The organism is Streptomyces sp. NPDC091376, assembly GCF_044757085.1.
GTDB classification, from domain to species: domain Bacteria; phylum Actinomycetota; class Actinomycetes; order Streptomycetales; family Streptomycetaceae; genus Streptomyces; species Streptomyces pratisoli.
The window spans coordinates 64,643-77,493 of the sequence record NZ_JBIVUF010000018.1; the positions used below are offsets into that span (position 1 = coordinate 64,643).

13 protein-coding genes are annotated in these 12,851 nt (G+C 69.8%); all 13 read right to left on the reverse strand.

Going from position 1 to position 12,851, the window contains the following annotated elements:
* Positions 1 to 27: 27 nt before the first annotated feature.
* A complete protein-coding gene (locus ACIQMR_RS31045; protein WP_385040521.1) occupies positions 28 to 1,026 on the reverse strand; it encodes an NAD-dependent epimerase/dehydratase family protein in 999 nt (332 codons plus the stop codon).
* 38 nt (positions 1,027 to 1,064) lie between these two features.
* Positions 1,065 to 1,901, reverse strand: a complete 837-nt coding sequence (locus ACIQMR_RS31050) for an aminoglycoside phosphotransferase (protein WP_401394242.1) — start codon at positions 1,899 to 1,901, stop codon at positions 1,065 to 1,067.
* Positions 1,898 to 2,554: a histidine phosphatase family protein gene (locus ACIQMR_RS31055; RefSeq protein WP_401394245.1), complete on the reverse strand. Its 657-nt coding sequence runs from the start codon at positions 2,552 to 2,554 to the stop codon at positions 1,898 to 1,900. The genes ACIQMR_RS31050 and ACIQMR_RS31055 overlap by 4 nt, the downstream gene beginning before the upstream one ends.
* Positions 2,551 to 3,318: a phosphotransferase gene (locus ACIQMR_RS31060; protein ID WP_401394248.1), complete on the reverse strand. Its 768-nt coding sequence runs from the start codon at positions 3,316 to 3,318 to the stop codon at positions 2,551 to 2,553. The genes ACIQMR_RS31055 and ACIQMR_RS31060 overlap by 4 nt, the downstream gene beginning before the upstream one ends.
* A complete protein-coding gene (locus tag ACIQMR_RS31065; protein ID WP_401394251.1) occupies positions 3,315 to 4,160 on the reverse strand; it encodes a methyltransferase domain-containing protein in 846 nt (281 codons plus the stop codon). Before ACIQMR_RS31065 ends, ACIQMR_RS31060 begins: the two co-directional genes overlap by 4 nt.
* 31 nt (positions 4,161 to 4,191) lie before the next feature.
* Positions 4,192 to 4,701, reverse strand: coding sequence for a topology modulation protein (locus tag ACIQMR_RS31070; RefSeq protein ID WP_401394254.1), 510 nt, complete (start codon positions 4,699 to 4,701; stop codon positions 4,192 to 4,194).
* 96 nt (positions 4,702 to 4,797) lie between these two features.
* Complete coding sequence (locus tag ACIQMR_RS31075; protein ID WP_401394256.1) at positions 4,798 to 5,850, reverse strand: hypothetical protein; 1,053 nt, start codon at positions 5,848 to 5,850, stop codon at positions 4,798 to 4,800.
* Entirely contained in the window at positions 5,847 to 7,565 is a 1,719-nt protein-coding gene (locus ACIQMR_RS31080; protein ID WP_401394259.1) for a carbamoyltransferase, read from the reverse strand. Before ACIQMR_RS31080 ends, ACIQMR_RS31075 begins: the two co-directional genes overlap by 4 nt.
* Positions 7,566 to 7,573: 8 nt before the next feature.
* Positions 7,574 to 8,530 (reverse strand): thymidylate synthase, encoded by a 957-nt coding sequence (locus ACIQMR_RS31085; protein WP_401394262.1) that lies wholly within the window; start codon positions 8,528 to 8,530, stop codon positions 7,574 to 7,576.
* Positions 8,527 to 10,374, reverse strand: a complete 1,848-nt coding sequence (locus tag ACIQMR_RS31090) for a hypothetical protein (protein WP_401394265.1) — start codon at positions 10,372 to 10,374, stop codon at positions 8,527 to 8,529. The genes ACIQMR_RS31085 and ACIQMR_RS31090 overlap by 4 nt, the downstream gene beginning before the upstream one ends.
* Positions 10,371 to 11,111, reverse strand: a complete 741-nt coding sequence (locus ACIQMR_RS31095; protein WP_401394268.1) for an HAD family hydrolase — start codon at positions 11,109 to 11,111, stop codon at positions 10,371 to 10,373. The genes ACIQMR_RS31090 and ACIQMR_RS31095 overlap by 4 nt, the downstream gene beginning before the upstream one ends.
* Complete coding sequence (locus ACIQMR_RS31100; RefSeq protein WP_401394271.1) at positions 11,108 to 11,587, reverse strand: LuxR C-terminal-related transcriptional regulator; 480 nt, start codon at positions 11,585 to 11,587, stop codon at positions 11,108 to 11,110. The genes ACIQMR_RS31095 and ACIQMR_RS31100 overlap by 4 nt, the downstream gene beginning before the upstream one ends.
* A 24-nt stretch (positions 11,588 to 11,611) precedes the next feature.
* Complete coding sequence (locus ACIQMR_RS31105) at positions 11,612 to 12,844, reverse strand: cytochrome P450 (protein WP_401394274.1); 1,233 nt, start codon at positions 12,842 to 12,844, stop codon at positions 11,612 to 11,614.
* Positions 12,845 to 12,851: the final 7 nt, after the last annotated feature.

A 12,851-nucleotide genomic window follows, 5' to 3' on the forward strand; every position in this document is an offset into this window, starting at 1 on the left:
TCTCCTCTCGGGCTCCGGGTCGCGGAACTATGCGGCTCGGCTGTAGTTGGGGACCTGTGCGGCCAGAGCCTGCATGTGAGCACGCAGCCCGTTGTGGAGGTCGACTCGCGGCTGCCAGCCGAGGATCTCTCGGGCACGGCTGGGGTCGGCGCGAGTGAGGAGGACGTCACCGCTGCGCGCGTGGTTCTGCTCGATCTGGATGTCGCGGCCGATGAGGCTGGTCGCGATGTTGATCACTTCCAGCAGCGACGCGTTCGACCCGCCGCCCACGTTGATCGCGCCCTGCGCGGTCGGCACGACGGCGGCGGCGATCGTGGCGGCGACCACGTCGTCGATGTAGGTGAAGTCGCGTCGCTGGTGGCCGTCTCCGTACAGGCGCAGCGGCTGTCCGGTCAGAGCTGCCTGCAGGGCGCGGTGGGTGAACATGTCCGCGCGCTGGCGGGGGCCGTAGACGGTGAAGTACCGCAGGGCGACGACGCTGGGACCGTTGGGGCGCGTGGCGTAGGCGAGGCAGAGCTGTTCCTCGGCCAGTTTGGTCACCGCGTACGGGGACGCCGGTTGCGGGCGGTCGGCTTCGACGCTCGCGCCGCCGTCGGTCGGCCCGTAGACGCTGGAGGAGGAAGCGACGATCAGCCGCGGAACGCCGATGCGCGTGCAGGCTTCCAGCACCCGGTGGGTGGCCAGCACGTTGGACGCGAGGTAGTCGCCGAACTGCGGACCCCAGGAAGGCCGTACGCCGGGAATTCCGGCGAGGTGGAAGACCGCGTCCGCGTCGATCAGGAGAGGGTCGATCGCGCAGTGGAGGAGGTCGGCAGTGACGTGGTGGTAACCCGGGAGGCCCCGCAGGGCGGCGAGGTTGGCGCCGGCCGTGTGGTCGGTGGACGGGTCGCGGCGGTCGACGCCGATCACGGTGGTGCCGGCCTGGACGAGGGCGTGGGCGAGGTGGGAACCGATGAATCCGGCGGAGCCGGTCACCACGGCTCGGCGGGGGGCAGCGGCGGTCGGGTGCTGCTCGTGCTGCGGCACGGGAATCTCCAGAGAGGTGTGGTCGAAGGGGGGGAAGGTCAGGTGAGGCGGGACAGGACGGTTCGGCCGTGCGCGCTCAGAGTGAGGTCGTTTTCCTTGTGGCCCTTGACCAGGGCGGTGGCCGCCTCGATGGCGCCGAAGGACTCCAGGAGGCGCCGTTCGGCGTCGGTCAGCGGACGCCCGTAGCCGTCGAGGAATGCCGTTCGGAGGTGGGGTGCGGCTTGCCAGCGTCGGAACTCGAGCCGAGCGAAGTCGCGGACGCGGGCGTCGCGTCGCATGTGCTCGAAGTCGCAGACACCGAAGACGTCTCCGACCAGCCAGTTCCGCGGCTGGTAGTCGAGGTGGCAGACCGCGCCGTCCATGAGGCTGTTGCCCAGGATGGCCGCATGGTGCTTCAGCAGGTTTCGCTCGGCCGTGTCGATCAGGTCGGCGTGAACGGCCCGGTCGATCCAGCTCTGGAGGCGCTCGGCGAGTGCTGCGCCAACGGCGCCGCCCTGGGGCATGGAGGTGGCCCGGTGGAGCTTGCCGAGGACGTGGCCGGCCTCGTGATGGGCCAGTTCCTCCTCGGGTGAGCCCGGGGCTGCGGTGTCCGCCCGAGCGCCTGCGAGCGCGGTAAGGAGAAGGGTGCGGGTGGCGTCGTCACGGCCGACTAGCTTCGGCGCGTGGCCGGTCAGCTGGGTGCCCCATGTCCGGTAGGCGTGGAGTTCGCCTGCGTACCGGTCGTGCTCGGCATGCTGCTTGGCGACGAAGTGACGCCCGTCGTCGGCCACCACGCGCACGACCCGGGGAGGGAGCAAGGGGTCCGGCGCGATCTCGACTGCGCCGAGGAGGCAGTGCGCCAGTTGGATCCGGGGATCGTCCGATGTCGCGATCACGGGGTCGGCTCCGGCGTGAGGAGACTGAGGTGCTCGGTGTCGTTGTGTCGATCGAGCATCCAGCGGGTCTGGCCCAGTCGGTTGCGGTGGTGCTGCCAGCGGGTGATGGAGGCGTGGTTGTGCGTGAAGCCCGCCGGCGAGCCGATCGGGATGTCGAGGAGCAGGGTGTGCGCGGTGATCACCGTCTCTCCGTGGGCGGCGAACACGATGCGCTTCCCCTCGTTCTCCTCGATGAGCTGACTCAGGTTCTTGCTGGCGCGCTTCAGGTACCCGTTCCAGGTGTCTGAGCCAGCGGCCCAGGGAGCGTCGGGGTGCGCATGCGGGCCGCCGTTGGCGGCCGTCTTCACCGCATCCCAGGGTTTGCCATCGGCATCGCCGTGGACGGGGCCGTCGAGCCGGTCGTCGACTTGCAGCGGGATCTGGAGCGTCTGGGCGATAATCTCGCCGGTCTGGACGAGGCGAATCCGCGGACCTGCGTAGACCATGTCGAAGGGCTTCTTCAGGTGCTCGGTGGACAGGCGGCGCGCGGCCTGTTCGGCCTGGGCATACCCCAGGTTCGTCAGTCCCGTGCAGGTGCGAGGACCTCCGACGAGTCCGTCGGCATTGCACTGGGCTTCACCGTGCCGCACGAAGATGAGTTCGGTGGTGATCACGTTGCTCCTTGAAGGCGGAGACGGATGTGGGCGGGCCAGATGTGGCAGTAGCCGTTCCGGCCGAGGTAGGGCGCGGTGAGTACGGCGTGCAGCGCCAAGCCGTCGTCCAGGCGTTCTCGGTCTATGGGGTCCAGCTGTGGGGCGTGCTGGCGGAGCGCCTGGCTGTAGATGTCGCAGGCGTCGTCGATCGCTTCGCTCGCGAGGGAGCCGTAGGTGAGGAGAAGCGTGGCGACCAGCTTCGCGAGGTCGTAGCCCATGGGTGCGAGACTGAGATCGTCGGTGTCGACCGTGACGATGTCCCCGGCGGCAGTGATGATGAAGTTCCGCGGGTTGCTGTCCTTGTAGAAGGCACAGGGCCCCTGCGCCGTCTCCTCCAGCAGGCCGAGCATCGCGTGCAAGGACACCTTGTTCGGCAGGTAGCCCTGTTCGTGGCGCCGTCGGAGCGCGACCTGGCGCGGGCCGAGGTAGTCATCGAACGTCGTGCCGTCTTGGAAACGATGCAGAGTGTTCAACGACGCGGCCTGCAAGTCACTGCGCCAGGCGGCACCGTGAGCGTGGCCCAGCAGTTCCGCCGTGCGCGGGAGATCCTCGGGGCGTACGGAGCGCCCCTCGACCCGCTCGAAAGTCAGGCTGGCAGGGCCGATGACTTTGAGGGCCGGCTGCCGCAGCGGCTTCGCGTGCTCGTTGATCCACCGGTAGTGGCGGACGGCCGCCGCCGCGCGCTGCGGTGTCTCGTAGTGCTTGGTGAACGGCGGAAGGGTCATGCCTGCCCCTTCTTCGGATGGGCGACGACGAAGGTGATGAGGGACCGAGTGGTCAGCGGCTGGTCCGGAAGGAATTCGTGCAAGGCCGCCGCCATAGCCCTGGGGTTGCCGTACAGGCCGGGCGCGAGGTGGTACTTGGGGTTCGTGGCCAGGTATTGCGCCGTGTGGTCGTGGCCGTCGAAGGTGAAGGCGTGCTCCTCGTCCAGGACGGCGATCACGTCGAGCGAGGAGGCGGTCAGGTCGGCGAGGTTGCCGCTGTGCGCTGCGGTGTAGAGGCTCTCGTGCTTATCGCCCCGCGCGTCGAGGCCGGCCGAAGCGACCAGCTGGTCCATCTCCCGGTAGCTGTCGAGTGCCTTGGTGACGAGCACGGCCAGGCCCCCGGGGGAGAGGACCCTGGCGATCTGCGCGATGACGTCTTTGGGCTGCGGCGAGTGGTAGAGGCAGAACGCGGCGACGGCGACGTCGCACGACCCGGCGGGCAACGGGAGGTCGTGGAAGTCGCCTTCGACGAAGTCCACCGTGATGCCGGGCAGCTCCTTGGCGCGCTCGTGGGCCTGGGCGAGCAGGGCGGGGGCGGCGTCCAGACCGACGACGCGCTGCGGTCGGAGCTGCTCGGCGATGCCCAGGCTGCTCGTACCGCGACCGCAGCCTATGTCGAGCACCACGCCGAGCCGGTCCGGCTGCGCGTGGTGGGTCTGCACCAGGCTGACGATCGTCTCGGGCACGGGGTTGCCGGAGGTCTTCGCGCGCATCAGGGCGCTGGTCCGCCCGGACAGCCGGGAGGCGTTCCCGTACAGCTCCTGTTGCCGGGCGGGGTCCAGGAAGGCGTTGGGCTCGTTCATGCCGCACCCCCTGCCCGGGGGCGAGGGTCGTTCAGGACTGCTCGGCGGCCACCTTCCGCAGCCAGCGGCGCGTCTGGCGCCGGTTGGCCAGCAGCACCACGTCGGCTTTCGCGCCGAACTCCTCGATCTTCGCCATCACGCGGGGCCGCATCTTGCGGCGGTACGTGGCGACGTACTTGATCACGCCCCAGTGGATGCGGTTGTGCACCCCGTTGCCCTTGTGTCCCGCGCCGTGCCGGATCTGCCGGGCGAAGATCCCGTACAGCGCCGCCACGGTCGACACGTCCATCAGGACCACCGTGTCGCAGGCTTCGAGCCGCACCTGCAGCGTCGAGTTGTAGTTGCCGTCGATCACCCACCGCGGTTGCGCGACCAGCTCGCGCTGCACGGCGGTGAACTTGTCCATGGGGAGCGCGTTCCACTCGTCGTCGTAGAACGCGGCGTCCAGGTGCGTCACCGGGGCGTCGAGGATCTTGCCCAGTTCGCGGGCCACGTGGGATTTGCCGCTGCCTCCGCAGCCGACGATGGCGACCTTCTGCATGGTGCTCCAGCGTAGAGAGGTTCGGGTGTCCGGCGGAGCCATCCTCCAGGACACGTTTTGATGATCCAGGCGCCATGGCCTGTAGAGCGGTCGGCATCAGGCAGCTCCCCGCTCGGTCGTGCCCGGCCTCACGAGACCGTGCAGAAGGGATTCCAGGGTGTCGACCTGCTTGCTCAGGCCGAACAGGCGCAGACGGTCCACGCACGCGGCGATCAGGTCGGCGTGCTGCTGGGTGCCGGCGATCTCGCGGAGGTGGGAGAGGCGTTTGATCACGTCCCGGCCGGAGCGCACGACCAGCTCGTCCGGGACGAACCGGTTGACGTAGCGGATGTCCGCCGGGGCCAGGGGCAGGCACCCGGCGAGCACGGCCTCGAAGATGCGCTGGGTCATCTGCCCGACCGCGGCGTACCGCTCGGGCAGCATGAGCACCGTGGCCAGGGACCTGCCGTATACGCCGGCGGCGGCCTCGAACGGGATCCGGCCCAGGAAGTGGACGTGCGGCCAGCGGTCGGTCTCCGTCCACTTCCCGGCGACCAGGTGCGCGACGCGGGCGGCGGCTGGGGCGAAGAAGCGGTCGAAGGGCTCGTCGCGGTCGTACTGGTTGCCCACGTAGCCGAGCACGAGGTCCCGCCTCTGTGCCGCGAGGGCCACGGGGTCCGCCTGGGTGAGGAGGTTCTCGGCGACGGGGAAGAGTAGCGAGTGAGCTCCGTGGGTCGGGGCGAGGGCGGCCTCGCAGACGCGGGTGTGCGACGTGGTGCGCCACACGCTCTCGGCTCGCAGGGTGCGGTCCTTGTCCCAGATCACAGTGGGTGTCTGGTGCCGCACGGTGTAGTGGTTGATGAGCTGGGCCTGGCGGTGAAGGTCGCAGGTGTGCCCCTCGCTCCCGCACATGGTGGTGTTGCGGCCGGGGATCGCCCAGCGCCACTCCAGGAACAGGGCGTCGATGTGCGGAACGCCGTCGTCGAAGGTGTACGCGCCGCCGAGGTCCTCGCCCGCTTCGAGGCGGTCGCGGTCGGCCTGCAGGAAGACGATGTCGTGACCGTGGGCGATGAGGGCGTCGATGAAGGGGCGGCGGTGGCTGCGTCCCCCGTCCGGGGTGTCGGTGACCCCGTTGCCGAGGAAGCCCCAGAAGCTGTATCCGATCTTCACTTGGTGATCCACCGCCCTTCGAGGAGCAGGGCGTCGAGCCCGGAGTTGACCAGGCAGTCCAGGGCCATTTCCGGTGTTCCGCAGATCGGCTTGCCCTTGACGTTGAGGGACGTGTTGATCAGCACGGGCACCCCGGTCCGGCGGCCGAAGGCGGTCAGGACCGCGTGCATGAACGGGTTCTGCGCCTTGGTGACGGTCTGCAGGCGGGAGGTGCCGTTGGCGTGCACGATGGCCGGCACGCGCTCGCGCGTTTTGTCGGTCACGCCGGAGGCCATGGACATGTACGGCGCCTGCTGGCCGAGGGTGAAGAACTCGCGGGCGCACTCGGCCAGGACCATGGGGGCGAAGGGCCGGAACGGCTCGCGGAACTTCACGGTGGCGTTCAGCCGCTCGACGACGCCGGGCTCCAGCGGAGAGGCGAGGATCGAACGGTTGCCCAGGGCTCGCGGCCCGGCTTCGACGGCTCCCTGGAACAGGCCGACGATCGTGCCGTGGGCCAGCTGGTCGGCGAGGAACTCTGCGGTTTCGATGCCCAGGGTCTTCTGGTGAAGGCCGGGCCAGGGCGTGAGGTCGAGGGCATGGTCCTCGTAGGACGGGCCGAGGTAGCAGGTGCGGGCGACGCCGGCCACCGGTCGCGGGCTGCGTCCGCCGATATGCACGGCGAGGGCGGCGCCGATCGCGGTACCGGCGTCACCGGGCGCAGGAGGCACGAAGACCTCGTCGAAGATGCCGGCCTCGATGATCCGGCCGATGCTCACGCAGTTCGTGGCGACACCGCCCCCCACGCACAGGCGCCGGGAGCCGGTGAGCACGCGAGCGCGGCGGGCCAGGTGCACCATGACCTGCTCGGTCCGCTCCTGGAGAGCCGCCGCCAGGTCCCGGTGGACGTCGGCCAGGGACTCGCCCGGGTGCCGTTCGGGGCAGGTCTCGGTGACGAAACGGCGGGACGTCCGCTCGTATCCCGACGTGAGGGTGCGCGTGGGGAAGTAGGCGGGGTTGATGCGGAAGCCGGTTGCGGTCGTGTGGACGGCGTGGGTGAAGAGGGAGCGGAAGCGGGCGGGGTCGCCGAGGGCGGCCAGCGCCATCACGGTGCCCTCCTCGTCGCCCCGGCGCCAGCCCAGGTGCTCGGTGACGGCCCCGTACACGTACCCCAGGGAGGCTGGGTCGTTGATCGCCTCCAGGGTCTGCGCGCGGGGACGGAGCGTGTCGTGGCAGCGGGCGATGGTGGTGGTCTGCCGCTCGCCGAGGCTGTCGACCACGAGCACGGCGGCTTCGTCCCAGCCCGAGGCGGCGAAGGCCGTGAGCTGGTGGGCGCGGTGATGCAGCACCGGGGTAACACGGGCGGCGGGGAACTGCCTGCCGATCAGCCGCAGGCGCTGCTGGGTGCGCACCGCCACCTTGGCGAACCCGTGCGCTCGGGCGAACGCCCGGTCACGAGTTGTCGGGGAGAGCGCCATGCGCAGGGCGGCGGGCGACTCGGCGAGGTAGCGGGCGGGCTGGAAGTTGTAGGCGACGGTGTCCACGTCGGCTGAGGTGAGCTTGGTCCGGCCGAGCAGCCAGTCCACAGCGTGAGCGGGGTAGAGCTTGGTGTGCTTCTGCTCGGAGAGGCGCTCTTCCTCGACGAAGCCGATGAGTTCGCCGTCGACCAGGAGAGCTGCCGACGAGTCGTGGGTGTAGGAGCACAGGCCGAGGATGACCGAGGGAGTGCGCTTCATGGCGGCCGTCACCTCGCCCCGGCCGTCGTCGCAGCCGCGGGCTGGCGGGAGCGTCGTTTCAGCTCGCCGTACCAGGCGGTGAGGGCTTGGCCGAGGTGGCCGTCGATGCCGTCGGCCACGCGCCACGCCTGCTGGTGCTGTCCGTCCTTCCACAGCCGATAGCTGCGCAGCGTCCCGGCCATCGCGTCCCAGCCGGGGTGGCCGGTCACGTCCCGGGCCGCGACCTGATCGAGCAGACCGGCGAAGCCGTTCCACCGTGTCCGCAGGTCGGGCATGACGGGGCTCGCCGTGAGCGAGGCCAGCTGCTCGGACTGGTCGAGGTGCTCCTCGTAGATGTGCAGCGACCCCACGTGCAGGTGGAACTCGCCCAGCTCCGCGTCGAGCCATCCGGCGACCAGCTCGTGCAGGACGGTGTAGAAGAAGACGTCGTACGGCATGCCGATCCACACGTCCTGGCCCCGCATCATGGTCGCCATGTGCAGCCGGCCAGCACGCAGATGGAAGCGGAAGCCGAGGGTGCAGGGCACGTCCTTGTGCCCGGCGGCGTCCTGAACCGGGTCGTAGAGCTGGATCAGGGCGCGGCGGGAGTCGGGGTCCTCCTTGAGGATCTCCACGACACGGTTGAGCTGATCGACCTTGCCGGCCCAGTTCCGCATCCTGGGGCCGTACGCGCCGAGCAACACCCCGTGATCGGCGTACTGCCGGAGCCGCGCGTTGTAGTCGAAGATCCACGGATCGTCCGAGCCGGACAGGTGCCAGACGCTCTCGGCCACGGCGAACGCCGGGTTCAGGATCCTGGCCGGCGGCGCGTACAGCAGGCGGGCCCGCGGCTGCGTGAGCAGCAAGTGGATGTCGCGGACTTCCCGCGTGGGCATGCCGCGCGGGCTGACCTTGTCGCCGGACTTCGTCAGCGTGACGGCTTCGGAGAACAACTCGGCGATGTTGTCGGCGGTCAGATGGGTCATGAGGCTGGGACTCCTTCGCCCTGCTCAGGCACGGGCGGCGTGCTGCGGGCATCGTCGTGAAGGGGGTCAAAGGGCAGCTCGGGGTGCGTGGCGCGGTGATCGATGAGGCGGGCGACCTGGGCGGCGCTGTCGCCGCGCCACCGGCACACCGAATCGGCGGCTCCGGCCGGCGGGCGAGAGCGGGGCAGCTCCGCGAGGGCGATGCCGACTTCGTCCGCGGAGCCACACCGTTGCGCGATGCCGTGGTCGGCCAGGCCGAGGGTCCGTTCGCCCGGGGCGGCAAGTTCAAGGACGGGCACGCCCAGCAGCGCGGCTTCGATGCCGCATGTCGAGTAGGCGCTCGCGACCACATCCGCGCCGGCCAGGCACCCGCGTGCTCCTACCCGAGTGTCGGCGACGGCCACCGGAAGACCGGTCGCCTGCTCAAGAAGCGGGGCGAACACGCTGTCGCGCTGCGCCGGATGCGGAGCGATGACCAGTCCCCAGTCCGGGACGGCCGACCGCAGCCCGCCGAGGAGGAGTTCGGCCTGGCGGGCGAGATGCTCGGGCCGGAAGGGCTGGCAGGCCCACACGGCGATCTTCGACGGGGCACGCCGTGTGCCGACCGACAACAGCTTTTCCAGGTACCGGCGCTGTGCCCCACGGCCCAAAGCGGCCAGTGCATCGAAGCGGGGCTGTCCCAGGACGTGCACCTCACTCTTCGGGTGCTTGGCCCAGGCGAGGGCGAGCGGATGGTCGCGCTCGCCCATCACGACCACGTCCCGGCTGTGGAGGGCGGGCCACGCGACGGACTCTTCCGTCCAGGCGCCGTGCTGGACGTGCACCGTGTTGGAGTCGTGCCGATCAGCAAGGTGAACCGCCAACGCCCCGAGCGGACTTGTGTCGTTGCTGAGGACGACGGAGTGCGGACGAACGGCTCTCAGAACGCGGTCCAGCCAGTTCTCCGCCTGGACCAGAGCAGGCCAGGATGGCTGCGTGCAGCCGCCACTCATCGCCAGCAGCGTGGACAACAACCGGACGAGGCGGGACAGGCGGATCGCGTGCGGACCGACCTCGACGGTCCGGTCGTCATCCGCGGGACGCAGTCCGTCCGCCTCGCCTGACAGCCGGAAGAGCCCAACCGGTGCAGGACACACCCGCACGCTCTCGCTGCCCTCGGCCAAGCAGCGCTGACCGGGATCAGTGGCGAGGTCGATGAGCACGCTGTTGTGCCCTTTGCGCGCCAACTCCCGAAGAACCGGCATCAGGGTCTCGGCGTGGCGGGACGACCAAGAAAGGGCCACGACTCCGCCCCGGTGCAGGCCCGTGGGAAGCGGGTGCGGCTCGGTGATAGCCACGTCGGCGGGTAAGAGCGTGCTCAACTCGGCAGTGTGCGGCGGATTGTGTGCCGCCGTGCCGCCGAGCAGATAGGCAATGCCCGACCAGGTGACCGTGTAGGTGCGGTACTCCTGAGAGCTGCTCGGCCGCACACCGACGAGACCTTCGTACGGCACCGGGGTGATGGGCCCGGGTGCGGTGACGAATGGCTCCCAGAGGCTCAATGCCAGCAGTTTCCGCAGGACCTGCGTGACCAGTCGGCGGACCGGTACGTGCTGGACATGGAGCCAGTCAGCTCCGCCGGGCGTGTGGGCTCGGCCGCCGCCATACTCGTGCAGCGCGGCCATGACGCGTTCGGTCAACGAGCGGAGGTCCTGCTGGTTCAGCGGCAGCGCCTCCAGATCTCCCGTTCTGATGCGGAGGGAGTCGGCGACGTCAAAGCGGCCGGCGCCGACTAGGACCCAGGCGGGCCGGTGGCCGTCTTCTCTCCGGACAAGGCCCAAGTCTCCGAATGCCGAGGTGGTCACGCCAGGCTCCCTTCGACAATGGGAGTGCATGCCGTGGCCTGGTGGAGGAGATCGAGCAGGTCGGTTGGGGACTGGGCGACGGCCACAGCAGGAGAGCCGGGCTCGCCGTACCCCCAGGCGGCATGAATGTAGGGGACGCCGGCACGAGTTGCTGCCTCCCGGTCCACCGGCATGTCCCCGATGTACACGGCCGACGCAGGGTCGACTCCGAGGTCCACCAACGCGAGGAGGAGAGGGTCCGGCGCCGGCTTCGACCGCCCGGAACCCGCGGGTGTCCGCACGGTGTCGAAGGGGCAACCAAGCTGCGCCAGGAGGGGCGCGGCCCGATCGACGTGCTTGGAAGTCACAACTCCAAGCCGCCAGCCAGCTGCCACGAAGGCGTGCAGGACGTCCGTGATCCCGATGAACTCCTGGGCCAAATGCGCTGCGGCTGTCGAGCCGGCTCCGTAGGTCCGGTGGACGCCGTCAGCGTCGACGACACCGAGCCGCTCCATGATGTCGCTGAACTCCCGCCCCAGGTGGGCTTCGTACGCGGCGAACGGGATAGCGAGGCCGTGGTCTTCCTGGACCTTCCTCCACGCCTCGCGCATCACCGGCCGCGTGTCCAGTAGGACACCGTCCAGGTCAAGAAGGAGTGCCCGTTCAGCATCGGGAGGTTGGAGTGCCGACGGTTTCGGGCGATGGTGCAGGGGCGCGGAGGACTGCTCGGAGGCCGTGGGAACGGGTGACGTGGTCACTTGCTCGCTCCGCTCCGCACCGTGCTGGTCTGCTGGGCGGTCAGCAGGTTCCAGCCGTGGGCCCGGGCGACCAGCCGGGTGGTGTCCGGTGCCCCGGTATCAGCGAGCAACTGGAGGAGCGCCGCGCAGAGGTCCGCCGGTGCCATGTTGGCGCCGCGCGCGATGTCGAGCGGCTTGGTGCGCTCGGCGACGGCCTTCAGCAGGTTCGTCTGCTCGGTGCTCAAGTCGGGGGCTGGCGTGTCCGGTACCGGGGCCGTGGCCTCGTTTGCGCTGAGCAGACGGTGGGTGACTACGGCAAGGGAGCAGCGTTCGGGGCAGTGCAGCTTCCTGCGCAAGGAGACCATGTGCGCGCGGACCGTGTGGTGCGACAGGGTCTCGGTGTCGGCGATCTGGCCTGTTGGTAGGCCGTTCACCACATGCTGGGCGATGCGCCGTTCGGCCGGGGTGAGCGGTGTGGTCGGGGCTGGGGCGGTCATGGTGGTCTTCCTCGTCGGTATCGGTCAGCGGCTCGACGTCGGGCGCAGGCGCACAGGGACGGAGGTGTGTCCGTTGCTGATCAGGCTCGGCAGCCTCTTCAGATCGGTCCTGTCCGTGGCGAGTTGGGCGTCGGGGAAGCGTTCGAAGAGCAGGCGCAGGGCGGTGGCGACTTCGAGTCGGGCAAGTGGGGCGCCGAGGCAGAAGTGGACGCCGTGTCCGAAGGCGAGGTGTTCCTTGCTGGGGCGGGTGGCGTCGAAGCGGTCGGCGTCCGCGTGCCAGTCGGGGTGCCGGTTGGCGGCGGCATAGGAGGCGAGGATCGCCTCGCCGGTCTTGATCGTCTGCCCGTCCGGGAGGGCGATGTCGGTGCGGGCATAGCGCAGGGGAAGGTGCTTGACCGCGGGCTGGTGGCGCAGGGTCTCCTCGACTACGCCCTCCCAGGTGCAGCGGCCGTCCCGGACGTGGGCCAGCTGCTCTGGCTCGGAGAGCAGGGTGGTGATGGCCTGGTCGATGACGTTGACGGTGGTCTCGTACCCGGCGCTGATCATCAGCAGGAGCGTGTCGCGCAGCTCGGCGTCGCTGAGGGCGGAGCCGTCGCCCTCCTCGTCGCGGGCGGCGATCAGCAGCGAGGTCATGTCCTCGCCGGGCTCGGTGCGCTTGATCTCGATCAGGGCGTCCAGCAGGCCGTACAGGGTGGCGGTGTTCGCGGCTTGTTCCTCGGCGGACAGGTGGGTGGCGAATACGTTGTCCACCACGGTGCGGAACTCGGTGCGCCGGTCGGCGGGGACGCCCATGAGCTTGCCGATGACGGCGATCGGGAGCGGGTAGGCGAGGTGCTCGCGCAGGTCGGCCACCTCATCGGCCCGGAGGGCGTCGAGGTCGTCGAGGATGCCGTTCACGAGGATCTCGATGTCCGCCTGGTGGGCGGCGGTACGGCGGGCCGAGAGGGCGGGGGCGACCATGCGCCGCAGGCGGCTGTGGTTGCTGCCGTAGGCGGTGAACATGTTCTCCACCGCCACCCACAGGGCCAGCGGCCAGGTGGGGACCGTCTCGGCGAAGGCCGGCCAGTGGGCGCGGCCGTCCTTGGAGACGTCCTTGCTGGTCAGAAGCTGCTTAAGGAGGGCCGGGTTGGAGACGGACCAGGCGCGCACGCCGAGGATGTCCACGAGAGTGGCGGAGCCGCGCTCGCGGAGGGCCCGGTGTTCGGCGTCCGGGTCGGATCCGGTGGGGTCGAGGACGAGTATCTGCCGTTCGGACACGTTGGGG